The organism is Vibrio gazogenes (genome assembly GCF_023920225.1).
Lineage (GTDB): Bacteria > Pseudomonadota > Gammaproteobacteria > Enterobacterales > Vibrionaceae > Vibrio > Vibrio gazogenes.
Map to the genome: position 1 here is coordinate 1,036,089 of NZ_CP092587.1, position 22,909 is coordinate 1,058,997.

21 protein-coding genes, 1 tRNA gene, 1 pseudogene and 1 riboswitch are annotated in these 22,909 nt (G+C 44.0%); of the genes and pseudogenes, 13 read left to right on the forward strand and 10 right to left on the reverse strand.

Annotated elements, in window-relative coordinates; genetic code table 11:
- Positions 1-3: 3 nt before the first annotated feature.
- From rsxB to budA, 5 genes are all read right to left on the reverse strand, one after another.
- A complete protein-coding gene (gene rsxB / locus MKS89_RS04770) occupies positions 4-606 on the reverse strand; it encodes an electron transport complex subunit RsxB (RefSeq protein WP_072962848.1) in 603 nt (200 codons plus the stop codon).
- The gene (gene rsxA / locus MKS89_RS04775; protein ID WP_038181867.1) at positions 606-1,187 is read right to left on the reverse strand and encodes an electron transport complex subunit RsxA; all 582 of its coding nucleotides are present in this window, start codon (positions 1,185-1,187) and stop codon (positions 606-608) included. The genes rsxB and rsxA overlap by 1 nt, the downstream gene beginning before the upstream one ends.
- A gap of 350 nt (positions 1,188-1,537) precedes the next feature.
- On the reverse strand, positions 1,538-2,296 hold the full coding sequence (gene budC, locus MKS89_RS04780) for a meso-2,3-butanediol dehydrogenase (protein WP_072962846.1): 759 nt from the start codon (positions 2,294-2,296) through the stop codon (positions 1,538-1,540).
- Positions 2,293-4,002, reverse strand: coding sequence for an acetolactate synthase AlsS (gene alsS / locus MKS89_RS04785; RefSeq protein WP_072962844.1), 1,710 nt, complete (start codon positions 4,000-4,002; stop codon positions 2,293-2,295). Before alsS ends, budC begins: the two co-directional genes overlap by 4 nt.
- A gap of 32 nt (positions 4,003-4,034) precedes the next feature.
- Complete coding sequence (budA, locus tag MKS89_RS04790) at positions 4,035-4,820, reverse strand: acetolactate decarboxylase (protein ID WP_072962842.1); 786 nt, start codon at positions 4,818-4,820, stop codon at positions 4,035-4,037.
- Positions 4,821-4,917: 97 nt separating this feature from the next.
- Between budA and MKS89_RS04795 the strand changes: the two genes are divergently transcribed.
- Positions 4,918-5,799: a LysR family transcriptional regulator gene (locus MKS89_RS04795; protein ID WP_072962840.1), complete on the forward strand. Its 882-nt coding sequence runs from the start codon at positions 4,918-4,920 to the stop codon at positions 5,797-5,799.
- A 301-nt stretch (positions 5,800-6,100) separates the two neighbouring features.
- On the opposite strand, the gene MKS89_RS04800 is transcribed toward MKS89_RS04795, so the two are convergent.
- Positions 6,101-6,700 (reverse strand): isochorismatase family protein, encoded by a 600-nt coding sequence (locus MKS89_RS04800; RefSeq protein ID WP_072962837.1) that lies wholly within the window; start codon positions 6,698-6,700, stop codon positions 6,101-6,103.
- 209 nt (positions 6,701-6,909) lie between these two features.
- Between MKS89_RS04800 and MKS89_RS04805 the strand changes: the two genes are divergently transcribed.
- Both MKS89_RS04805 and MKS89_RS04810 read left to right on the forward strand, forming a co-directional pair.
- Entirely contained in the window at positions 6,910-8,307 is a 1,398-nt protein-coding gene (locus MKS89_RS04805) for an aminotransferase class I/II-fold pyridoxal phosphate-dependent enzyme (protein WP_072962835.1), read from the forward strand.
- 3 nt (positions 8,308-8,310) lie between these two features.
- Positions 8,311-10,818: an AMP-binding protein gene (locus tag MKS89_RS04810; RefSeq protein WP_072962833.1), complete on the forward strand. Its 2,508-nt coding sequence runs from the start codon at positions 8,311-8,313 to the stop codon at positions 10,816-10,818.
- A 52-nt stretch (positions 10,819-10,870) separates the two neighbouring features.
- On the opposite strand, the gene MKS89_RS04815 is transcribed toward MKS89_RS04810, so the two are convergent.
- The 3 genes and pseudogenes from MKS89_RS04815 to MKS89_RS04825 all read right to left on the reverse strand — a co-directional run bounded on the left by MKS89_RS04815 (position 10,871) and on the right by MKS89_RS04825 (position 12,532).
- Positions 10,871-11,725 (reverse strand): LysR family transcriptional regulator, encoded by an 855-nt coding sequence (locus MKS89_RS04815; RefSeq protein ID WP_072962831.1) that lies wholly within the window; start codon positions 11,723-11,725, stop codon positions 10,871-10,873.
- Between the two features lie 389 nt (positions 11,726-12,114).
- Positions 12,115-12,291: pseudogene (locus tag MKS89_RS04820) on the reverse strand (integrase arm-type DNA-binding domain-containing protein); the annotation flags it as partial.
- Between the two features lie 165 nt (positions 12,292-12,456).
- Positions 12,457-12,532, reverse strand: a tRNA-Asn gene (locus tag MKS89_RS04825).
- Between the two features lie 576 nt (positions 12,533-13,108).
- On the opposite strand from MKS89_RS04825, the gene uvrB reads away from it, so the two are divergent.
- From uvrB to luxU, 3 genes are all read left to right on the forward strand, one after another.
- Entirely contained in the window at positions 13,109-15,139 is a 2,031-nt protein-coding gene (gene uvrB / locus MKS89_RS04830; protein ID WP_072962827.1) for an excinuclease ABC subunit UvrB, read from the forward strand.
- Between the two features lie 273 nt (positions 15,140-15,412).
- Entirely contained in the window at positions 15,413-16,813 is a 1,401-nt protein-coding gene (luxO, locus tag MKS89_RS04835; protein ID WP_072962825.1) for a quorum-sensing sigma-54 dependent transcriptional regulator LuxO, read from the forward strand.
- A 2-nt stretch (positions 16,814-16,815) separates the two neighbouring features.
- Positions 16,816-17,166: a quorum-sensing phosphorelay protein LuxU gene (gene luxU / locus MKS89_RS04840; RefSeq protein WP_072962822.1), complete on the forward strand. Its 351-nt coding sequence runs from the start codon at positions 16,816-16,818 to the stop codon at positions 17,164-17,166.
- Between the two features lie 54 nt (positions 17,167-17,220).
- Here the strand turns inward: luxU and yvcK are convergent, their stop codons facing one another.
- On the reverse strand, positions 17,221-18,141 hold the full coding sequence (gene yvcK / locus MKS89_RS04845; RefSeq protein ID WP_072962820.1) for a uridine diphosphate-N-acetylglucosamine-binding protein YvcK: 921 nt from the start codon (positions 18,139-18,141) through the stop codon (positions 17,221-17,223).
- Between the two features lie 174 nt (positions 18,142-18,315).
- A riboswitch (molybdenum cofactor riboswitch) is annotated at positions 18,316-18,458 on the forward strand.
- Between yvcK and moaA the strand changes: the two genes are divergently transcribed.
- The 7 genes from moaA (at position 18,447) to udp (ending at position 22,898) form a co-directional block, all read left to right on the forward strand.
- The gene (gene moaA / locus MKS89_RS04850; protein WP_072962817.1) at positions 18,447-19,430 is read left to right on the forward strand and encodes a GTP 3',8-cyclase MoaA; all 984 of its coding nucleotides are present in this window, start codon (positions 18,447-18,449) and stop codon (positions 19,428-19,430) included. Its footprint overlaps the riboswitch before it by 12 nt.
- A gap of 171 nt (positions 19,431-19,601) precedes the next feature.
- A complete protein-coding gene (gene moaB / locus MKS89_RS04855; RefSeq protein ID WP_072962812.1) occupies positions 19,602-20,108 on the forward strand; it encodes a molybdenum cofactor biosynthesis protein B in 507 nt (168 codons plus the stop codon).
- Between the two features lie 18 nt (positions 20,109-20,126).
- On the forward strand, positions 20,127-20,606 hold the full coding sequence (gene moaC / locus MKS89_RS04860; RefSeq protein ID WP_072962811.1) for a cyclic pyranopterin monophosphate synthase MoaC: 480 nt from the start codon (positions 20,127-20,129) through the stop codon (positions 20,604-20,606).
- On the forward strand, positions 20,603-20,848 hold the full coding sequence (gene moaD / locus MKS89_RS04865) for a molybdopterin synthase sulfur carrier subunit (RefSeq protein WP_072962808.1): 246 nt from the start codon (positions 20,603-20,605) through the stop codon (positions 20,846-20,848). Before moaC ends, moaD begins: the two co-directional genes overlap by 4 nt.
- Position 20,849: 1 nt before the next feature.
- Positions 20,850-21,302: a molybdopterin synthase catalytic subunit MoaE gene (gene moaE, locus MKS89_RS04870; RefSeq protein ID WP_072962805.1), complete on the forward strand. Its 453-nt coding sequence runs from the start codon at positions 20,850-20,852 to the stop codon at positions 21,300-21,302.
- A gap of 177 nt (positions 21,303-21,479) precedes the next feature.
- Positions 21,480-21,896 carry a CBS domain-containing protein gene (locus MKS89_RS04875; RefSeq protein ID WP_072962802.1) on the forward strand — a complete coding sequence of 139 codons (417 nt, stop codon included), beginning with the start codon at positions 21,480-21,482 and terminating at the stop codon, positions 21,894-21,896.
- Between the two features lie 240 nt (positions 21,897-22,136).
- Positions 22,137-22,898, forward strand: a complete 762-nt coding sequence (gene udp, locus MKS89_RS04880; RefSeq protein WP_072962800.1) for a uridine phosphorylase — start codon at positions 22,137-22,139, stop codon at positions 22,896-22,898.
- Positions 22,899-22,909: the final 11 nt, after the last annotated feature.

The window sequence follows — 22,909 nt, forward strand, 5'->3', positions numbered from 1 at the left end:
TCTCTAGTTGTGATTATGGTTAGATAAGGAAGCGTCTTCGGTCGTCTTGGTGTCAGTCACATTGACGACAGGAATTGCGTTCATTTGCCATTTCCATGTTTCAGGTGTGGTCTGAACCGGGATCATTTCAATACAATCTGTCGGGCAGGGCGCCACGCAAAGATCGCAGCCAGTACATTCGTCTTTAATGACGGTATGGAGTGCTTTGGTTCCTCCAACAATCGCATCCACCGGACAGGCTTGAATACATTTGGTACAGCCGATACACATGTCTTCATGAATAAAAGCGACCCGTTTGACCGCATCGCTCAAATCGTGGGCAGATTCAGGCACATCTACACCCATCAAGTCAGCAAGCTTTTCAATCGTCGCCTGACCTCCGGGAGGACATTTATTAATGTCATCACCGTTGGCAATTGCTTGAGCGTAAGGACGGCAGCCCGGATAACCGCATTGACCGCACTGGGTTTGCGGCAGAATCGAATCGATTTGATCAACGATCGGATCGCTTTCAACTTTAAAGCGGATCGATGCATAACCGAGAATTGCACCAAAAATCGCAGCGAGCAAAGCTAGTGCAATTATGGCAATAAGAATGACATTCATTACAGTTTAACCAGTCCAGTAAAGCCCATGAAAGCAAGCGACATCAATCCTGCGGTAATCATTGCGATGGATGCCCCTTTGAATGGCGTTGGGACATCAGAGACATTGATTCGCTCACGCATTGATGCAAACAGGATCAAGACTAGAGAAAAGCCGACCGCAGCACCGAATCCATAAATAACCGACTCGATAAAGTTGTGATTTTCGTTGATGTTGAGCAAGGCAACGCCCAATACAGCGCAGTTGGTTGTAATTAAAGGTAAAAAGATACCTAACAGACGATAAAGTGTCGGGCTGGTTTTATGCACGACCAACTCTGTAAACTGAACGACCACTGCAATCACCAGAATGAAACTCATTGTGCGTAGGTAGTCGATCCCCAATGGTGTGAGAATGTAACTCTCGACTAAGTAGGAACAAACCGACGCCAGAGTCAACACAAAGGTCGTTGCCAAACCCATGCCGATTGCCGTTTCCAGTTTTTTGGACACACCCATAAACGGGCATAAGCCCAAAAATTTAACCAGTACGAAGTTATTTACCAGTACCGTGCCGATGAGCAACAAAAGGTATTCGGTCATAATTTGCCGCTTGTGATTTTAATGATCCTCTTATTATCCAGTTTTATATGCGGAATAACAACCAAGGAAGTCTATGGTTTTTTAGGATGTTCAGTCTTTTTGTCACTGAGTCATACGTTCAATCGCGGGTTTTGTTTCCGGATCCGGTGTTCACGAGGGGCTGCATTACAGGGATAGATCCGGGCGAAGTATCGGGCTGGGCGTAGGGATATCGTGGCAATATTCGGTTTCACCGAACCACAATATCGGGGACGCAGCACAGAGTGATGCAGTGCTGCCCCCCGCCTTTGAAGAGATTGGTATACGACAGTTCAGGGAGACGTACTCTCTCTGAACTGTCGGTTTTATCGTTATACGATTTTAGGCTGACCGTCAGATGCAGTCGCACCACCGTCTACCGGTAGGTTCACGCCGTTAATGAAAGAGGCGTCATCGCTTGCAAGGAAAGCGACCACCGATGCGATTTCTTCCGGCTCGGCAGCTCGGCCCAACGCAATCCGTTCATTGAACTTATCGCGAATATCCTGTTCCCAGTCGTTGGTCATGTTGGTTTTCACCAGACTCGGGCAGACGGCGTTGATACGAACCCCATCGGCACCGTGATCCAGTGCCATCGCACGAGTCAGGTTCACGACTGCCCCTTTACTGGCACAATAGAATGCTGCCCCCCAGTCACCACCTAAGCCGGAAACAGAGGCGGTATTAATCATGCAGCCTTTGGTTTTCAGCAATTCAGGCAAGGCAAATTTAGCGCAATAGACGACACCGTCAATATTGACTGAAGATATTTTCTTCCAGTCATCGACACTGCCTTCAATGACCGATCCCGGAACATGCACACCGGCATTGTTCACCAGAATATCGAGTTTGCCGAAATGGGCGACGACATTGGCAATCAGCGCTTCCACTTTGTCTGGGTTAGAGACATCGATGGTGTGAGCGGAAACGCGTTGTTTATCAAAATCTTCAATTGCTTTAGCAAGCTGCTCTTCATTCCAGTCCGCCAGAGCAATGTTAACCCCTTCTGCGTAGAGGCGTTTTGCGATAGCCAGACCAATACCATTGGCGGCGCCAGTGACTAGGGCAACTTTATTGTTTAGGCCTCTCATGCGATTTCTCCTTCCAAATGATGAGTCGTAAAAACGGGATCTTGGTTCTTCTCTGTGCGCGGCATCATCAGTTTGTAGTTATCGCTGTAATCGACAGGGATGGCTAAGACCGATGGGCCTTCAACGTCCATCGCTTGTTTCAGCGTGGTCACCAGTTCATGTGGATTGGTCACCGCGAATCCTTTGGCACCGAATGATTCGGCATACGCTTTGAAATCGATCGGGCCGAATTTCACGCCGGAGAAGCGTTGGTATTTTTTCAGTTCCTGCATCTCCACCATATTGTAGGCGTTATCGACCCACACAATATGAAGGATGTTACATTTCATCCTGACAGCGGTTTCCAGTTCCATACTTGATTGCATAAAACCGCCGTCTCCTGAAACGGAAACCACTTTACTGCCGGGGTTGAGCAAACTGGCGCCAATCGCCCATGGCAGTGCGACGCCCATGGTTTGTTGTCCGTTGGAGATCAGCATCTGACGCGCACGGAAACAACTCAAGTATCGGGCAATCCAGATGTGGAAACTGCCCATGTCGAGACAGAGTGTCGTGTCGGGGGCAATGATTGATTGCATCGCTTTGATCAGTGTCAGTGGGTGAAACCCTTGTTGGTTATATACATTTGGGTAAGCTTTGATGATCTGGCGTTGCTGAGCGACATCTTCCAATACTGATAGCGCCATCGGAGAGAGGCGGGCATAGTCAGAGATACGATCCGCCATCTGATCCAATGACTGGGCGATGTTGCCGACGATTTCCACGCATGGTTGGTAGTTGAGCTGATACTCGGCTGGTTCAATATCAAGATGAATCACCGGGCAGCGTTTACTGTTCCATAACTCGGGGTCATATTCTATCGGGCTAAAACCAATGGTCAGGATCAGATCCGCATCGCGTAGCAAAACGTCACCGGGCTGATTGTTGAACAAACCGACGCGACCGGCAAAGTGATGATAGTAATTGATATCAACGGTGCCCGCTGCCTGATAGGTTCCGACAACCGGTAAATACGTTTTTTGCAGAAAACGTGTAATCGAGGCCGCATTGTCTTTGCGGCTGGCGTGCAGGCCGAGCAAAACGACGCAACGTTTTGCTTTACCGATTCGGTGAACGGCTTCTTCAATCGCAGTCATATCAGCACAACCGGGTTGAACGTATGCAGAAGGAATAATGGTGTCGGTCTGCGTCTGTTCGGATAAAACATCCTGAGGCAGACTGAGGAAACAAGCCCCGGGGCGGCCTGATTCAGCAATGCGGAATGCGTTGGCCATGATTTCACTGGCAGCGTCTACATGTTGTACTTCTGCACTGAACTTTGTGATCGACCGAAAGATACTGACCGTATCCATGCTTTGGTGGGTCTGTTTCTGTTGGTCAGCGCGCTTGACTGCGCCACCAATGGCAATCAGCGGATCGCCTTCTGAATTTGCGGTGGCAACACCGGAGACTAAGTTACCGCAGCCGGGACCGGAGGTCACCATCGTCACACCGGCTTTGCCTGTGAGTCGGCCGATGACACCTGCCATAAAGGCACCGTTGGCTTCGTGACGGACCGGAACCATCTGAATACTGGTGTCCTCAATTGCATCAAACAAGCGGTCGATTTTGGCTCCGGGAATCCCGAAAATATATTTGATACCGAGAGACTCCAGTTGTTGAGCGATCAACTGAGCCCCATTTCTGGTTGAAGGTTTGGTTTGCATTTTTTTAATCCTTATTATTTTGCCTGACGTTGTTATTTTTCCGCCTTGTCGATGGCGGTATGAATATCTTCCGGAGTCAGATTCGCTTTGAGGAACTCTGTAGAAACCGGCGTGTCGATCACCAATCGCGACACTTTGCCGATCTGGAGAAACCCGGATGAAATACTGTAATCCTGAATGTGGCCACCTCCTTGATAATCATCGGTTATGAAATGTTCGTGATAGCCGGGAACATTAATACCTGTGGTGTATTTGGGGCTGCGAAATCCGGCGATGACGCCTTTTCTGTGTGTGAAACGGAATGTGGGTTGTTCTTTGACAACCTCAAGCATTGGCCGGTAGGGGCGGTTTTGTTTTGGTACGGTGCGGGTGCGGACAAAGTCGAAGACGCCATCAATGCGTATTGCACAGAATACATTGTCACTTGGGATCATGTCATCGATCAGTTGATGAACGGTTTCGCGGGACATCCGTGAGGTCAGTGGTAGCTCGATACTCGCTTTGAAAAAGGTCATCACGGCAAAAGGCGTTCTTTGCGTCATGTCCGCCGGATTGGCTGAGCCATCAGATTTGAGCTGAAAAACGTTCTTATCAAAAGCAATGAGCTCGCCATCCAGTTGGTTGAATGTTCCCAAACCGAAATCGCCGTGTTCCAGTAACTGTTCTACGGTAGTCGAGCCTTCGTAAACGCCGGCAATCAGGGCGCTCATCAACGAAGTCTGAAAAATTTCACCATCATTGGTCACGTGATGATATTCAGCAAATTCTTTCGCTATATCGAGCGAACAGTCACACTGAGGGTTATAGAATCCGCGCATGATTTTATCCAGTTGTGCAATTGGGTGTATATTTAGATTGACTTCTTTACCGTACTAAATCCAATATAAAAAAGATTTATTTTGATATGGAAAAAATATGGAATTCCGTTACCTGAAGTATTTCGTTGCTGTTGCTCAGACGCGCCATTTTACAAGAGCCGCCGAACAACTAGGGATTGCACAGCCGCCATTAAGTCAGCAGATTAAAAAGCTGGAACATGAGCTAGGTGTCGACTTGTTTAAACGTCTATCCAGAGGGGTAGAGCTGACCAAGGCAGGGGAAGTGTTTTATACCGATGCGGTGAATATTCTCACTGATGCGGAGCGGGCAATGGCGAAAGTCAGGCAGATTGCTCGTGGTGAAAATACAGAAGTGAAAATTGGTTTTGCAACGTCCACTTCAACCAGCATTCAGGTGCTGGGAAAAATGGGTTATCTGCAAAATGAGGGACTCAACCTGAAGACGGCTGAGTTGCCGATGTCGGAGCTGGCTGTGCAATTGAAGAACAAACAGTTAGATATTGCGATTATGCGACTGCCCTGTTACGCCAGTGAGTCTTTTGAGCGCCAGACATTGTTTGAGGATCCGTTTGTCGCAGTGATTCCTACGAGTCATCCCTTAGCGCAATTTAAGTGTATCCAGATGAAGCAGCTCCGAGGGCAGAGAATCTTACTGTTTCCGCGTGAAACCGGACCAGCTTTGTTTGATGGGATGAATACACTTTTCACAGATGCAGGCATACGGCTTGAACCACAATTCTCCGCGCCGCAGTTGCGTACGACGATTGCGATGGCGCAGGCCGGACTGGGCATTGCGATTGTGCCGTATTCACTGGCTGAGCACTTGGATGATTCCGCTGTCGTCGCAAGTATTGAGGATATACAGTTGACCAGCCGGATTGTGGTCGCCTGGGAAGCATCCAATCTGAATAAGCAGGTGCTAAAAGTGGTGGCAAAGCTCAGTAAAACAGACGGGTGATTGCCGGCGGCGATAGAGGTTTGGCGTGCAGGCAGAAAGTGAAATTCATATCGTCGGTAGTAGCGATGATATGAAGCAGATTACCGAAACACCGAGCCATTTTCATAAGCGAAACAGCCCCTAAATAAATCTAATCCAAATTTTGAGGTGGTTATTCGGACCACCCTATAAAATAGACCCAACGCTGAGTTAAAGCTCAGCGTTGGGTGTTGACACTGTACTTCTCCGAACTTCAGTTTGTACTAAAACAATGTCTAAAGCCTTGTTGATCCTTCACAGGACTTTATAGCTACCTATTTATTTATGCAAAATTATTCAAAGGTTGAATTGAAGCGTATCGGTCGCTTAGTGCTGCCATAGACACCAAGTGAATGAGTTTTTCATCAATCGGATTACCGCTTAGGTCGGGTAATGGCCGTGTTGCACAGGCGTCTTCACAAACAATAACGTCGTAACCCAACTCTACAGCTTTGATAGTTGTCGCAGTAACACACATATGGCTCATGAAGCCGAGGATAATGAGTTGTTTGCGTCCAGTTAACTGCAGCATCTCTTCTAGGTCGGTATTGAAAAATGAGTTAGGTAGCGTCTTATGAACTACTGTTTCGTTGTCATTAGGTTTTACAACATCTATAGCATCTGACAAAGGTGAATCGCAGTTAAATACCGGTGATGCCGAACTCGCTTTATGAAGTATATGGAAAACTGGGGCATTCTTACTTCGAGCGGTTTCTAGTAGCTTTTCTGCGTTCTCCAGTGCTGTTTTTCCTGCTTTGCCCAGCGACAAAACACCATCCACATATTCATTTTGGTAATCAACAAAAAGGACAGATGCATTATTCCAATCAACCTTATGCTCTTGTAGACCAGCAATATTTCGAAGTGTATTTAATTGAGTCATGTTTTTTCTCCTATGAAATTGAAGGAAACTATACCTACATATAAATTCTTAGTTAATTTCTATTTGTGCAAATGACATGTGCACAAATTTAGTGGAGGCAGATTTATAAGGAAAATAACACCAATATTAATCGCACATACTATATGCAAAATTTTTTATATAAATATTAAAAATATTAATTTACTTTTTACATAAACGTCGGAGGGATTATGAACAACACATCATTACCAATATATAACTCTTTAAATAATGCTAATAAAAAGCTTAAAGGAAGTTTTCATGCATTACCCATACAAAACCTTGGAAAAACAAAAGATGTCGTATTGAGTGAGGATTTTAACGCTAGGTTATCTAAGATAAAAGAACTAGAACTATCACTTACCTCACCGTTTTTCGATAGTTTAACTGATCCAAATAAAGCTATAGATGAATCAACGAATATATTGAAAGATATGTATGGTTCTGACTTGTCATTATTCGTTACGTGCGGTAGCACAATATCAAACAAAATCATAATAGAAGCTATTTGTAAATCGTCTGATAAGGTCTTATGTCAAAAAGGTGTTCATCAATCTATATACTTTTCATTGAAGTCTCAGAATAGTGATGTGAACTATGTACAGGATCTGATTTGTAATGATGATGCTTATATCTACTCTGCTGATCCCCAAGGCATCATTGATGCGTTAGTCAGAGCTGAAGAGGCCGGAACACCTTATACAACCCTCATAATCAACAGTCAGACCTATGATGGCGTGTGTTTTGATTTACAAGAGTTTCTTCCTGTTGTCTGTGAAAGAGCTAAAGACATAAAGAACATCGTGATAGATGAAGCATGGGGGGCTTGGTCTACTTTTGATCCTAAGATGAAAGAAAAAAGTGCAATACAAAACGCCTTAACTCTCTCAAAGAAATATGATGTTAACTTTATAGTGACGCATTCTGTTCACAAGTCCTTATTTGCATTGCGACAAGCAAGCATCATCAATGTTTTTGGTTCGGAGGATTGTCAAGCTAAGGTTGTTGGTAGTCACTTTCGAAATCATTCCACCTCTCCTAGTTATCCTATTCTGGCAAGTACGGAACTTGCTTTGAGTCATGCCAATCAATACGCAGTACAGTACTCGAATAGAATAAATGAACAGTGTGAATATCTTAAATCCTTCATTAATGATTTGAACCTGTTTAGATGTCCGAGTTTGACTCTTGAAGAAGAATATCTAATTCAAGATCCGACAAAGCTATGGATAACATGCACCACTAAACTATTAAGCGGTGCTAAAATTCGAGAAATCCTATTTAATAAGTATGGGATATATATTAGTAGATATTCACATAATTCAATTCTTCTAAATCTCCATCATGGAATTTCAAATGAATTAATTGGCTTGCTGACTAATGCTCTATGTGAAATAGACAAGAAGTATAAAACCAAAAACAACCTACTAAATATCAATGTCGGTGATATAGCGAATTCATTCTATATTTTATATCCACCTGGGATTCCGATTTTGACACCAGGGCAAACCATTTGTAACAACGTAATAACTAAGATTAACCAATCAATTTTTGACGATACATCTCTATTAATTGTTGAAGGGAATTAAATAATGCTTCCAATAGATAAAATAAAGGAAATATCCTCTGCTCGAGGAAATAAAAACGCCGTCATTTTCGGTGACAAAAAAGTTACATGGTCTGAGTTTTATAAAGAAGCATACAAAATCACGGTGAACCTGTCTTCGAAGATAGACAACAATCGTGCCGACCTATGTATGTGTTACATCTCACCGAATTGCTTAGAACTGGTTTACTTAATGTCAGCGGCATCTTCATTAAAGATACCATGCACGGGTATAGACTATACGCAGAATTCTGAGAAAATCGAGTCGATGTTGACTTCAACCAATTGCAATATTTTAGTCGTATCATCGTCATACTGTATTGAAAACAATATTAATTTACAGGAATTTGCTAAGCGTGTGACTATCGTTGATTTGGATAGTCAGTTAAAGAATAGCATCAACTTCTGTGAGCTGTTAGAAGATACAGAGGAGCAGTCGGGAGCAATCAAAGTACAGCATCGTCCTTTCAGAAGTATATCATTCACTTCAGGTACCTCTGGTGTACCAAAAACAGTCGTGCGTAGTAAGTCTTTTGATGCTCGAAGATTTTCATTCTTCACTGCGCGTTACGGCTTCTCTTCCGAAGATGTCCATTTGCTTGCAATGCCTTTGTATCATGCTGCCGGTAGTGGTTGGTCACGATTATTCATGCAGTTAGGCGCTACTATCGTTATCGCTAAGCCACATGACACGCTTAATATGGCCAATTTAATTAAAAGTGAATGGATTACTACAAGTGCCATGACTCCCCCACTTTTGAATGATGTGGTCGCTCGTTATTCTCTGGGTGGTTATGCACCTAATGATAACAATTTAAAATTCATCATTGTTGGTGGTAAACATTTTCACCCACAAGCGAAACTTCAAGCTATCAACGCTCTTGGGCCAGTAATCCATGAGTACTATGGAACAACTGAGACTGGTGTTAATGCACTAGCTGAACCATGTGATTTGATCACTAACCCTACAAGTGTTGGTCGAGCTTATGATGGCAACAAAATCAAAGTGGTCGATCAAAACGGTAACCTGCTTCCAAATCATCAAGTTGGACGCATTGCTATTTCAAGCTACATGAACATGGATGGTTATGGGAACCAAGATTCTGAATATGTCGTGATCGATGATGATAAATACCTTATCACCGCAGAGACAGGCGAAATGGATGCTGATGGAAATATTTATCTGAGAAACCGCGCACAAGGTGAAAGTGCACTAAATGTCTATGAACTTGAAAACGATGTAAGACACCTCCCGGGAATCAAAGATGTAGCGATGATACCGGTCTCAAAGAACTCTGTACTTTGTGGGTATGCGATTAACGAGGAGTTTATTGTTGATGACGCCGAATTGGTCAGAAACATTAAGTACATCTGCAAAAAGCTCAAGGTGAAACTTGAAGGTGTTTGCCAAGTTGATTCAATTCCATATTCACCATCAGGCAAAGTTCGTAATGATGATCTCAAGCAGATGATATTGAATAAAGAGACTGTTCGGCCATCAAAGAACTCGGAATCAAAACCAACCAAAGCGTCGAGCATTTCATTCGCACAATTTGTAATAGCAATCTTATGTTTGTTAGGTACTGCTATTTCTTGGGGGGCGATGTTCCCAATAGCGAAGAACGCTTTAACGACAATGGATGCAGTACATATCAGTTTAATTCGATATGGAACCGCGTCTCTCATATTTATAGCAATGTTAGCAGCTAAAGAGGGACTATCATCTTTATTGCCAGGCCGAGACTTCTTCAAACTATGGTTGTTTGGCTCATTTGGGTTCGCAGGTTTCAGTATCTTAGCTTTTGCTGGTCTGGCTTACACTAAACCACAACATGGCGCGATAATTATGGCGCTGATGCCTTTAATCTCAGCTGTCATGATGTGGACACTGAAAAAAGTAAGACCTTCAAATTTCACTATTGTATCGATCGTTCTTGCTTTGCTTGGTGTTCTACTAGTGATTACCAAAGGTGATCTTTCAGCTCTATCAGGTGGCAGCTTATTACCAAGCTTAGTTATTCTTGCGGGTGCGTTTTGTTGGGTAACGTATACATTGGGTGCGAGCTACGTAAGTGGATATTCAGTACTACGCTATACCGCACTGTCCTGTTTCTTTGGTGCATTTACCATCGTATTAGTTGCGTGTTTTACCAACTTCGCTGGAATCACTCAAGCACCGTCACTTAACCAAGTTCTAGCAGTTAAATGGGAGTTAATCTACTTGATCACATTTGCTGGTGTGATTGCTGTTTTCTCTTGGAACCACGGAATAAGCACTTTAGGCCCAATCAACGGTGTGTTGTTTATTAACATGGTACCAATTACTGCTTTCACTATTGGCATGTTCCGCGGTGAAACGATCACGAATACTGAGGTTTACGGCGCTGGTATTACAATCCTCGTTCTGGTGCTAAACAACATTTACAGTCGCTTAGCATCAAAGCCTAAAACTGTAAGTACAAATCGCTTCCAGGTACAAACAGCTCAAAGCTAAAAGAACCTCTTTTTTAAAGAAATGGCAGGATACCCTGCCATTTTTACTAGTTTTACAGCTCATTCTTAAACATTTTCACCAACTCTTCCATGACAAGTTTCTTTGGTGTGGACATTGAAGTCTTCTTCGAAGTGAGCATCCATATCTCGCGAGTAATAGGACTTTCTGGTTCAATCGTACTCAATGCGCTTAAACCTAGTGTTAGTCGTGGTAGAAGTGCAATGCCGTAGCCATGCTCGGCCGCTTTCTTCTGAGCGGATATTGTGTCTGTTTGGAGTTTTATAGCCTTAGTCCCGAACTTTTCAATCAGGAATTTACACTCTGTCAGATGACTGAACTCTGCTGTGTAAGTGATGACATCGACTGGCTCATCGTTTACCAATCGTTCTATCCAGTAATCTGTACCGCACAATACAAACTCTACTTCACCTAGTTTCTTACAAATCGATTCACCCTTTTCAGGAAGATCTAAACGCAATGCGATGTCAGCTTCTTGTTTGGCTATATTCACGTTTCGATTTGATGTATCAATTTCAAATCTCAGTTCGGGAAATCGTGAGTGCAACTTCTTCAGGTTTTCGATGACAAAGTGTTCTGCCAAAAATGGAACCATAGAAATTTTGGCATTCTGATTAAACTTCGAATCAGGCGAAAGAGACTCGGAGAGACTGTTGATTTTATCTCTTAGGTCAACCGAACGTTCGTATAAAAGCTTACCTTCAATCGTTGAATTAAACCCATCGCCTGTACGGTTAAATAATTTAAGTTTTAAAGAATCTTCCAATCGATCTATACGCCTTGAAACTGTCGCGTAATTTACATTCAATCTATTAGCTGCTGTACTTACCTTGCCCGACTCATAAAGCACTAAGAAAAACTTCAAATCATCCCAGTTACTATTGTTCATTCATTGTCTCTTTGTTTAATTTTTATCGAATCCGTTTTTAGAGTATACAATCCACCAATAAGTCGCAAAACAATCAGTAATAGAGGTAAAGCAATAAAAATGTCTTTCAGGACACGATGAGAGAAGCGAGGATTTTTAAAGTATGCTTGCAGGAAGTTTATAGAGGTAATCCACTCTACAAATAGGTAACTGATGTGAGTTTTTCGGTATTCCTTCTCTATTCACACAACACGCCGCATGCGGGACCTCACAGGGCGTTTCAATTAGACTCTGGTCGTTAGACTATTCAGTACAGCCACTGGCTGCAATTTGCCTGAATGTAACTTATCTAAAGACAATTGTTTAGTGCATGAGCACTAAACGATTTCTGTCCAGAAACGTGTCATAAGCGATATGTTAGCGCGTTTACCGTTGTGTGGGCGTGTATAGTTGAATAACCACGTCTTTGTACCGTTTGGTTTTACACGTAAACGAAGGCCGTTACCATCAAAGAGCGTGTGCTCTTTATCTTGTGGTTTAGTGTTAGAGATTTGTTTATCTGTTAAAGATTCAGTTGTTCTTGCCATGATTGGTACATCGTAAATTGGAACATACGGACAATGTACCTATTTGTGTACCTAAACTTCTAAGCTAGTACGAGTCAGGAAAAGACGTTAAGAGAATACAATCCCTTGAAATAGCTAGATTCAGATACAAAAAAAGACGTCCTAGGACGTCTTTTCTCTTGAATTTGGCTCCCCCTGCGGGACTCGAACCTGCGACATACGGATTAACAGTCCGCCGTTCTACCAACTGAACTAAGGGGGAATCATGAAACGGGGTGGATGGTACTTATCCTGACTGAATGTGTCAATGTCTGTGCGCCAAAAAAAGTTCAGAAAACAGCAGAAAAAATACTTTACTTTCTTGTACCCCTTGCGGCTCTAAGGCTTTATTTACTTATCCACTAATTTTGTGGATAAGTGTGTTGATGAAAGTTGATTAAATCTGAAGACGTATTTTTATCGAGCAAATTTTGATTTTTATTTTGATTGTTTTTGCTTGTAACTCATTGTTATGAAATGATTTTTAAATTTATTCACAGCATTTATGAATATAATGAGAATAATAGCTAAATGCGTAAAATGTTAATATATGTGCCGATATTGGGGAAAAGTGGTGGATTATTTTTTGGGGTAAAAACGTAGGTTTTCGCGCGAGGGTAGGCAATATATCAAAACATTTTTCGGATAGCCAGATTATTTTAGAACAGTGTGATTTGTTTTGTGAAATAACTTCTTGCTACTTCGTTGGGAAGGCAGCGACAATAAGAGATATTTTTTCCACATATCCTGTTGTGGAAGGAGCAGATCATGACTTCATTGAGATAATGCAGAGGGAAAGATGAGTAAAGCATTTGAACTGGTTTCTGCGTATCAGCCCTCCGGAGATCAGCCGGCAGCGATTCAGCAATTGTTAGAGGGGTTGGATGCCGGTCTGGCACATCAAACGTTACTTGGCGTGACGGGTTCAGGAAAGACATTTACCTTAGCGAATGTGATTGCTCAGGCGCAGCGCCCGACCATTGTCTTGGCGCCAAACAAAACGCTGGCAGCCCAGCTGTTTGGTGAGATGAAGGCGTTTTTTCCTAACAATGCGGTTGAGTATTTCGTCTCTTACTATGATTATTATCAGCCGGAAGCTTATGTGCCAACCACGGATACATTCATTGAAAAAGATGCTTCCGTAAATGCTCATATTGAGCAAATGCGCTTATCTGCCACTAAAGCTTTACTGGAAAGGAAAGATGCCATTATTGTTGCCTCTGTCTCGGCTATTTATGGTCTGGGCGATCCCGATTCCTATTTGAAAATGATGCTCCACTTACGCCGGGGAGATGTGATTGATCAGCGAGCAATGCTCAGGCGCTTAGCTGAGTTACAGTATTCTCGCAATGACGTGGGGTTTGAACGGGGTCAATTTCGGGTACGTGGTGAAGTGATCGACATTTTTCCGGCTGAATCCGAAAATGAAGCGGTGCGGGTGGAGATGTTTGATGATGAAATTGAACACATCAGTTTGTTTGATCCACTGACCGGTGCTGTGATTCAGAAAGATTTGCCCCGTTATACGGTCTATCCGAAAACCCATTATGTCACGCCAAGAGAGCGGATTCTTGATGCTATCGAACAGATCAAAGCCGAGCTGAAAACCCGACAAGCCTACTTTATTGAGCATAATAAATTGCTGGAAGAACAACGGATTTCTCAACGTACGCAATTTGATGTTGAAATGATGAATGAGTTGGGATTTTGCTCCGGGATTGAAAACTACTCCCGTTATCTGAGTGGTCGAAATGAGGGCGAGCCGCCACCCACATTATTCGATTATTTACCTCACGATGGGATTCTCATTATTGATGAATCGCATGTGACAGTGCCTCAAATCGGCGCGATGTATAAAGGAGACCGCTCTAGAAAAGAGACCTTGGTTGAATTTGGATTTCGCTTGCCTTCAGCTTTAGATAACCGGCCCTTAAAATTTGAAGAGTTTGAAGCATTAGCCCCTCAGACGATATTTGTATCGGCCACGCCCAGTGCTTATGAAGTGGATAAATCTGGCGGAGACATTGCGGAACAGGTGGTTCGACCCACTGGATTGTTGGATCCGGAGCTGGAAATTCGTCCGGTTACCACTCAGGTTGATGATTTATTATCTGAAATACGGCTTCGTAGTGCTCAAGATGAGCGGGTGTTGGTGACAACGTTAACCAAACGGATGGCGGAAGATTTAACCGAATATCTGCAAGAACATCATGTCAGAGTGCGTTATTTGCATTCTGATATTGATACTGTTGAGCGGGTTGAGATTATTCGCGATCTCCGTTTGGGTGAATTCGATGTGCTGGTGGGTATTAACTTGTTGCGAGAAGGGTTGGATATGCCGGAAGTTTCTTTGGTTGCGATTCTTGATGCAGACAAAGAAGGATTCTTACGGTCTGAACGTTCTTTGATCCAAACCATCGGACGTGCAGCCCGAAATCTTCGCGGTAAAGCGATTCTGTATGCCGATCGGGTCACTGGTTCTATGGAGCGGGCGATAGATGAGACCAACCGCCGTCGTGAAAAACAACAGCGCTATAATGAAGAGATGGGGCTTGAGCCTCAAGCATTGCGCAAAGATGTTAAAGATATTCTGGAAATTGGTGATATCGCCAAATCAAGACAGAAGCGTAAAGCACCGCAGCGGCCGTTGTCTCAAGTTGCAGAGCCAGATTCCGAATATGGTTCTCTCACCCCACAACAGCTTGAAAAAGAGATCAGTAAGCTGGAAGCACAAATGTACCAGTATGCGCAGAATCTTGAATTTGAACAGGCAGCGCAAAAACGGGATGAAATCGAGAAACTTCGCGAACAATTTATCATCAACAGCTAAACTAGATGTATAGATAAAAAATAGCAGATAAAAAAATAGCCAATAGAAAGATATCTATTGGCCGTCAGAATGTGAATAACTTTATTCACTAACAACGTCAGTTGGCTAGGTGACCCGTGAGGGTCAATATTACTGTAAGCATATACTATGCCAACTATAGGCTACTAAAATGCTTGTTTTGAGAGGTTCTTTCAAAGTTTTTTGAAAAAATATTTGCAATATGCAATTCTCAATGCGATCATTGTGCAAAATGCAATTTAAGTTGGCTAAGTTATGCAATCTGAACAGTTACCACAAAAAAGTAGATATCTACTGATGGTTGAAGATACAGCGTCTGTTGCTGTGCTGTATCGAACCTATCTTGAACCTCTGGATATTGACATCAATATTGTCGGTACGGGGAAAGAGGCGTTAGAGAGTCTTGAAAAAAGAGAACCCGATCTGATTCTGCTTGATTTACGACTTCCGGATATGACAGGGATGGATGTTTTACATGAGGTGAAACGGAAATACCCGGATGTTCCCGTCATTTTCATGACCGCTCATGGCTCAATTGATACGGCTGTCGAAGCCATGCGTTATGGTGCTCAAGATTTTCTAATTAAGCCATGCGAAGCAGACCGATTACGCGTTACGGTGAATAATGCAATTCGTAAAGCTTCAAAAATTAAGAGTGATTCCGATGATCCGCGCAGCCAAAACTATCAGGGATTCATCGGCAGTAGTCAAACCATGCAGGCCGTTTATCGAACCATTGACTCTGCGGCAGCGAGTAAAGCCAGTATTTTTATTACCGGAGAAAGTGGCACAGGGAAAGAAGTATGTGCAGAAGCCATTCATGCTGCAAGTCGGCGAGGTGACAAACCTTTCATTGCGATTAACTGTGCAGCAATTCCGAAAGATTTAATTGAAAGTGAACTGTTCGGTCACGTGAAAGGGGCTTTTACGGGAGCTGCAACTGATCGGCAGGGTGCAGCGGAGCTCGCTGATGGCGGGACTCTATTTCTGGATGAACTCTGTGAGATGGATTTGGACTTACAGACTAAGCTGTTGCGGTTTATCCAAACCGGTACATTCCAGAAAGTCGGTTCATCAAAAATGAAAAGTGTTGATGTTCGCTTTGTGTGTGCGACAAACCGTGACCCGTGGAAAGAGGTTCAGGAAGGTCGTTTCCGGGAAGATTTGTACTATCGTCTATATGTGATCCCACTCCATCTACCGCCACTTCGGGAGCGATGTGATGATGTTATTGAAATCGCTTATTCTTTGCTCGGTTATATGTCCAAAGAAGAAGAGAAAGACTTTGTTCGTCTTGCCGCTGAAGTCGTGGAACGTTTCAGACAGTACGAATGGCCGGGCAATGTCCGCCAATTGCAGAATGTTTTACGTAATGTGGTCGTGCTGAATCAGGGAAAAGAAATCACGCTGAGTATGTTACCACCGCCATTGAATCAACCGAAAGAAAGTTATCTCCGCTTGGTTCAACCGATGATGGAAGAGAGAAAACCTTCAGTCCATGAAATATTTCCGCTCTGGATGACTGAAAAAATGGCCATCGAAAATGCCATTGATGCCTGTGAAGGAAATATTCCGAAAGCTGCAGGTTATCTGGAAGTGAGTCCCTCAACCATTTACCGTAAGTTACAATCTTGGAATGCAGAAGAGAACGCATAGATATGAGTGAAATCATGAATCAAGAAACGATTTCGTCATTGTCACGGGAAATAGGAGAGGAAAATATTCCTGTCCTACTGGATATTTTCCTCGGTGAATTAGAAAACTATCAGGCGACGTTATCGGAAAGTGAAGGCACAGAACAGCTTGAGCTGTTGAAAGAGATTAGTCATGCACTCAAAAGTAGTGCCGCGAGTTTTGGTGCAGATCGTTTATGTGAGATGGCGATTGACATTGATACCCGAGGGAAACAAGGATTACTGCTTAATACCAAACAGGAAAAACAGAACCTGATCAAACAACTCCGTGAGACATATACCTCTTATATGACTTTAGTTCAGCACGAATCTTAGCTAACCCCAATGAGCAATGATGAGCGTGTGTCTCATCATTGCACGCTACTGATATTATTTGTTATACAGCTCGTGGATGAGCTGCTCTTCAATGACCTGCTTTAGTTTTTCCCGTTCGTGACGCCATCCTTTATCCGGGGAGGCAAGATTACGGGTGATAATTCGACAATCTGCGGGGTATTGGTCCGGTGGAGCCTCACACAAAATCAGATCCGCCAGTCGTCCGCCACAAGCCCGTTGACACCAAATGAGTTTTCGGTTGAGGTCCATCTTCTGAGCAGGGCCGTATTCCGGGGCGAGGTTGTCAATATAAATCAGAACGGCCCGATGGTTTTTCGCAATGGCTTTGCCCAATTCAGGCAGTAGTAACGGTGGCATGATGCTGGTCAAAAAACTACCGGGGCCAAGCAGAATCGCATCTGCGTGATGAATCGCTTCGATTGCTTCATGTGTTGCCGGTACTTGTGGAGAAAGTTCTAGCCGTATGAGTTCTTCGGTCATTTCATCCACATTGGTTTCTCCAGTGACGATGTTGCCATCAATGGCATGCGCGGTCAGATCGGCAGGATGTTCAGACATTGGCAGAATATTGATCGATACATTCAACAGGGTGCGAATCAAATTAATCGCTTCAAGTGGCCGGACGGATAAGTTACCCAACGCAGTTAACATCAGATTACCTAAATTATGACCATCAAGTTCACCTTGCCCTCGGAACCGATATTCAAACATCATCGAAGCGGTCGAGGGTTCGGTAATCAGTTGGTTGATACAATTTCGAGTATCTCCCCAAGCAATACCACCCTGGCAGTGACGAATTCGACCTGTTGATCCCCCGTTGTCCGTCGTCGCAACAATGCCTGTTGCATTAGGACCAAAATCACGAATGGCAGCTAATACACGCCCGAGTCCATGTCCTCCGCCAATCGCAACAATTTTTTTCTCTTGGTAGAGTCTTGTTTGATAAGAATTCATTGTTGCCATCATCTATAAGTGAATCGCGATTAAGAGTAGTCGAATTTTTTGATTCAGAATACTTCTTCTGTGAAAATTTGGCTGGAACACTCAAATTTTTTGATATGGAAGTAGGATCTGTTCAAAAAAATTTGTAAACTGAAAAACATGTTAATTGTGATGACACATGTCTCATAGTTGCCATAGCTCCGAGTTTGACGGGCTAAGTTCCGGATGGAATAGGCTTGTTAAACCTGTGGTCGATGTTGATGACCCGAGGGTGGGATTGGAAATGATCTTGCCTCCCGTGTTTGGAAAGGTGTTCCATGGCTCAATTTGAAGATAGCTTTCAGCGTAAATTTTACTATTTACGTCTGTCGTTGACGGACGTATGCAATTTTAAATGTACCTACTGTTTACCGGACGGATATCAGGCAGAGGCTCAGCGGCCTCAGTTTTTATCGTTGCCGGAAATTCAGCGGGTTGTCACCGCATTCGCAAGTTGCGGAACCTCTAAAGTGCGCTTAACCGGTGGTGAACCGACACTGCGTCGGGATTTTACCGATATCATCCATCTCGTCTCCTCTACTCCCGGCATTGAACAAGTGGCGATGACCACTAACGGATTCCGTTTGGCAAAATCAGCAGCGGAATGGCGTCAGGCCGGGCTGACCAATATTAATGTCAGTGTTGATAGCCTCGATCCGAGGATGTTCCATCAGATTACCGGTGAAAATAAATATCGGCAGGTCATGGACGGTATTGAACAAGCGTTGGCGGTCGGTTTCTCTCAAGTCAAAGTGAACGTCGTTTTACTGAAGGGGCTGAATGACCGTCAGTTGCCCGCATTTCTAGGCTGGATCCGTGACTTGCCCATCCAGCTCCGTTTTATTGAATTGATGCAGACCGGAACGATGGATAATTTTTTCCAGCGACATCATGTTTCGGGGCAGACCGTTTATCAGCAACTACTTGATGAAGGGTGGATTCCGAAGGTGCGCGCTTGTCATGATGGACCCGCTAAAGTTTTAGCACATCCCGACTACCAGGGAGAACTTGGTTTCATTATGCCTTATGAAAAAAATTTCTGTGCGAGCTGTAATCGTCTGCGTGTTTCAGCGAAAGGCAAACTGCATCTGTGTCTGTTTGGTGAATCGGGGATTGAATTGCGTGATTTACTTCAGCAAGATGAGCAGCAATCAGCTCTGATTGAGCGAATTCAACAGGCTTTGGGTGAAAAAGCCGTGAGCCATTTCTTACATGATGGTTACGCGGGTATGACGCCTCACTTAGCATCGATTGGCGGTTAGTCCGCTTTTACCGTTACCAGCCAATAACGCTGACCGGATTGGTCAGAGAGTTATCCGTTGGTAATGAATGTCAATTCCAACGATGCGACATCCGTATGGCGCAAACCGTTCATATGGCGCATCAAGGCGAACCATGTCGCTATCATCAATGATCAAAATAGGTAACTCTCTATGGGACATGCACAAACTGAATTCAGACCGGCAAAAATTGCGGTCTTAACCGTTTCTGATACGAGAACGGAGGAAAATGACACATCCGGCGGTTATTTGGCTGAACAGCTTCAGCAAGCCGGACATCAGCTCGCGGATAAACAGATCGTGGTTGATGATCGCTATAAAATTCGTGCAATTGTTTCCCAGTGGATTGCGGATGAAGATGTTCAGGTGGTTTTGATTACCGGTGGAACAGGCTTTACTTCACGAGACAGTACACCGGAAGCATTAACACCGCTGTTTGATAAACAAGTGGAAGGATTCGGTGAGTTATTTCGACTGGTTTCTTATGAAGAGATTGGTACTTCGACCATTCAATCACGGGCGGTTGCCGGTTTTGCCAACCATACGGTCATTTTTGCTATGCCGGGTTCAACCGGTGCCTGCAAAACTGCGTGGACAAAAATTATTTGCCAGCAGTTGGATGCATCACATCGGCCATGCAATTTTATGCCCCATTTATAAGCTGCGCGGGAGTCAAACATGAGCCAACTCACCCATATTAATGCCGCTGGTGAAGCCAATATGGTGGACGTTTCCGACAAAGCTGATTCTGTTCGTGAAGCAAGGGCCGAAGCATTGGTTTACATGGCGGAAGACACATTGCAATTGATCCTTTCCGGTCAGCATCATAAAGGGGATGTTTTTGCGACCGCCCGTATTGCTGGGATTCAAGCCGCGAAACGAACCTGGGAACTGATCCCGCTTTGTCATCCCTTGCTGCTATCGAAAGTGGAAGTTCGTTTGACAGCAATCGAGACGCAGTCATGTGTCAGAATCGAATCTTTGTGTCGGCTGACGGGAAAAACGGGCGTTGAAATGGAGGCGCTGACAGCCGCATCTGTTGCCGCGCTGACGGTTTACGATATGTGTAAAGCTGTTCAGAAGGACATGGTCATCGGCCCGGTTCGACTACTGGAAAAGTCCGGAGGAAAGTCCGGCCATTTTAAGGTGGAATCATGATTAAAGTCCTATTTTTTGCTCAGACCCGAGAGCTGGTCGGGCAGGCAGAACTTGAGTTGCCATGCACATTTGCAACCCTTGATGCGCTGAGATGCGATTTGGCCAAGCGCTCGGAGAAGTGGGCGTTGGCAATGAACTCTGATCGTTTGTTGGCTGCAGTTAATCAAACCATCGTTTCACTGGATACTGCGATTGATGATTGTGATGAAATTGCATTTTTTCCGCCAGTGACAGGAGGCTGATATGGAATACTCAGTTGCTGTCCAATACGATGATTTTTGTGTCGAAGATGAATATCAGGCGCTGTCTCAAGGAGATGATGCCGGTGCGGTTGTAACGTTTGTCGGCAAGGTTCGGGATATGAATCTGGGCAATCAGGTGACAGGATTACATCTTGAACACTATCCCGGCATGACAGAAAAAGCGTTAAATACCATTTGTGAGCAAGCGTTACAACGCTGGCCTTTACTGGCAATTCGCGTGATCCATCGTATCGGTGATTTGGCGATTGGTGCGCAAATTGTTTTTGTCGGTGTCAGTAGTCACCATCGCGATGCAGCCTTTGCGGCCAGTGCCTTCATTATGGATACGCTGAAGACTCAGGCCCCTTTCTGGAAGAAAGAAACAACCAGTAGCGGAGAACGCTGGTTAGATAGTCGAGATTCGGATCGATTAGCTGCTGAGAAATGGCAGTAATTTCCAATAATTATTGGAATTTAACCCCAAGTTCAATTGATTTTATTTTTTTCTGTCTGTTTTTTTGTTCCCTTGTTAACAATGATGAATGAAATTGAGTGATTCTATTTAGCAATTGGCTGAAATTAGTCAACACTTACCTTAAAGGCTCAGATGAAAGGCTTGAAGGAGAGAACGATGGAATCACTCAAAGTTAGACATTATATGACACAGCATTCGATTACCTTTAAAGCTGATATGTCATTATCTGCCGCATTGGAAAGAATCATTGAGTTTGATGATTTTTTTAGTGGTCCAGTGATTGATGATAATGGCAGAGTGATTGGCTTTTTATCGGAGCATGATCTACTCGATAAGTTGGTGAAAGTCAGTTATTTCTGTCAGGACTCCCATATGGTGGGTGATTGCATGACACAAGAGGTTGATACCGTCAGTCCGGATTTACCGATTATTGAGTTAGCCGATCGTATGCGTGATGGCCACTCAACTTACCCTGTAGTTGAAGACGGGCGATTAGTCGGTGTGATTAATCGGCGGGCTGTACTGAAAGCGATTAATAAAAATCTTCATAGTTGTTTTCAACGTCAGGTATAGATTCGGCGGTCGGATATGCGTATTCATTGTGTTCAATAAGCCTCGAAATGTTATTTCGCAGGCTTATTTTGTCTCCATTCAGGATGTGCGTCACATATTGATGAAATATGATGTCATGTATATTCATTATGTGTGATCTAAGTTGGCACTTGAGGGCTAAATCTTGGTTAAAGTGCTTTGAGCATTCCATGATACTGAAGTTTGAGTATTTCAACCAAGATTACAATGAAGGAGACAATAATGTCAGATAAAGTTTTTCATCTCGGAGTCACGCAAGAAGATCTGAATGGTGCAACACTGGCGATATTGCCCGGTGACCCTGAACGCGTTAAGAAAATTGCTGACCAAATGGATTCTCCAGAATTTCTGGCGAGTCATCGTGAATTTACCCTGTATCGCGCAAAAGTTGAGGGTAAACCCGTCATTGTTTGTTCAACAGGCATCGGTGGACCATCGACTTCAATTGCAGTAGAAGAGCTGGCACAGTTAGGCGTTCGCAGCTTCTTACGTGTCGGTACAACGGGGGCTATTCAGCCTAATATTCAGATCGGGGATATGATCGTGACAACCGGTGCTGTTCGCTTAGATGGTGCAAGTCTGCACTTTGCTCCGATGGAATTCCCGGCTGTCTCAGATTTTGCCGCGATGAGTGCACTCAAGCAGGCTGCTGATGATGAAGGTATTCCGGTTCATACGGGAATTACGGCTTCGAGTGACACATTCTATCCGGGGCAGGAGCGTTACGACACGTATTCCGGTCGGGTAACGCGTCGTTTTCAGGGCTCTGTTGATGAGTGGCAAGCGATGGGTGTGATGAACTTTGAGATGGAATCCGCAACACTGTTTACCATGTGCGCTAGTTCTGGTTTGCAAGCGGGATGTATCGGTGGTGTGATTATCAACCGAACACTCAAAGAAATCCCGGATCATGCAATTATTAAAGAAGTGGAAGCAAAATCGATACGCGTTGTCGTGAAAGCCGCAGCGCTTTTGCTCGCTTGATCTTCACCTAA

Coding starts and splice junctions, on each gene's coding strand:
- rsxB (WP_072962848.1), bottom strand. CDS start 606: ATGAATGTCATTCTTATTGCCATAATTGCACTAGCTTTGCTCGCTGCG.
- rsxA (WP_038181867.1), bottom strand. CDS start 1,187: ATGACCGAATACCTTTTGTTGCTCATCGGCACGGTACTGGTAAATAAC.
- budC (WP_072962846.1), bottom strand. CDS start 2,296: ATGAGAGGCCTAAACAATAAAGTTGCCCTAGTCACTGGCGCCGCCAAT.
- alsS (WP_072962844.1), bottom strand. CDS start 4,002: ATGCAAACCAAACCTTCAACCAGAAATGGGGCTCAGTTGATCGCTCAA.
- budA (WP_072962842.1), bottom strand. CDS start 4,820: ATGCGCGGATTCTATAACCCTCAGTGTGACTGTTCGCTCGATATAGCG.
- MKS89_RS04795 (WP_072962840.1), top strand. CDS start 4,918: ATGGAATTCCGTTACCTGAAGTATTTCGTTGCTGTTGCTCAGACGCGC.
- MKS89_RS04800 (WP_072962837.1), bottom strand. CDS start 6,700: ATGACTCAATTAAATACACTTCGAAATATTGCTGGTCTACAAGAGCAT.
- MKS89_RS04805 (WP_072962835.1), top strand. CDS start 6,910: ATGAACAACACATCATTACCAATATATAACTCTTTAAATAATGCTAAT.
- MKS89_RS04810 (WP_072962833.1), top strand. CDS start 8,311: ATGCTTCCAATAGATAAAATAAAGGAAATATCCTCTGCTCGAGGAAAT.
- MKS89_RS04815 (WP_072962831.1), bottom strand. CDS start 11,725: ATGAACAATAGTAACTGGGATGATTTGAAGTTTTTCTTAGTGCTTTAT.
- uvrB (WP_072962827.1), top strand. CDS start 13,109: ATGAGTAAAGCATTTGAACTGGTTTCTGCGTATCAGCCCTCCGGAGAT.
- luxO (WP_072962825.1), top strand. CDS start 15,413: ATGCAATCTGAACAGTTACCACAAAAAAGTAGATATCTACTGATGGTT.
- luxU (WP_072962822.1), top strand. CDS start 16,816: ATGAGTGAAATCATGAATCAAGAAACGATTTCGTCATTGTCACGGGAA.
- yvcK (WP_072962820.1), bottom strand. CDS start 18,141: ATGAATTCTTATCAAACAAGACTCTACCAAGAGAAAAAAATTGTTGCG.
- moaA (WP_072962817.1), top strand. CDS start 18,447: ATGGCTCAATTTGAAGATAGCTTTCAGCGTAAATTTTACTATTTACGT.
- moaB (WP_072962812.1), top strand. CDS start 19,602: ATGGGACATGCACAAACTGAATTCAGACCGGCAAAAATTGCGGTCTTA.
- moaC (WP_072962811.1), top strand. CDS start 20,127: ATGAGCCAACTCACCCATATTAATGCCGCTGGTGAAGCCAATATGGTG.
- moaD (WP_072962808.1), top strand. CDS start 20,603: ATGATTAAAGTCCTATTTTTTGCTCAGACCCGAGAGCTGGTCGGGCAG.
- moaE (WP_072962805.1), top strand. CDS start 20,850: ATGGAATACTCAGTTGCTGTCCAATACGATGATTTTTGTGTCGAAGAT.
- MKS89_RS04875 (WP_072962802.1), top strand. CDS start 21,480: ATGGAATCACTCAAAGTTAGACATTATATGACACAGCATTCGATTACC.
- udp (WP_072962800.1), top strand. CDS start 22,137: ATGTCAGATAAAGTTTTTCATCTCGGAGTCACGCAAGAAGATCTGAAT.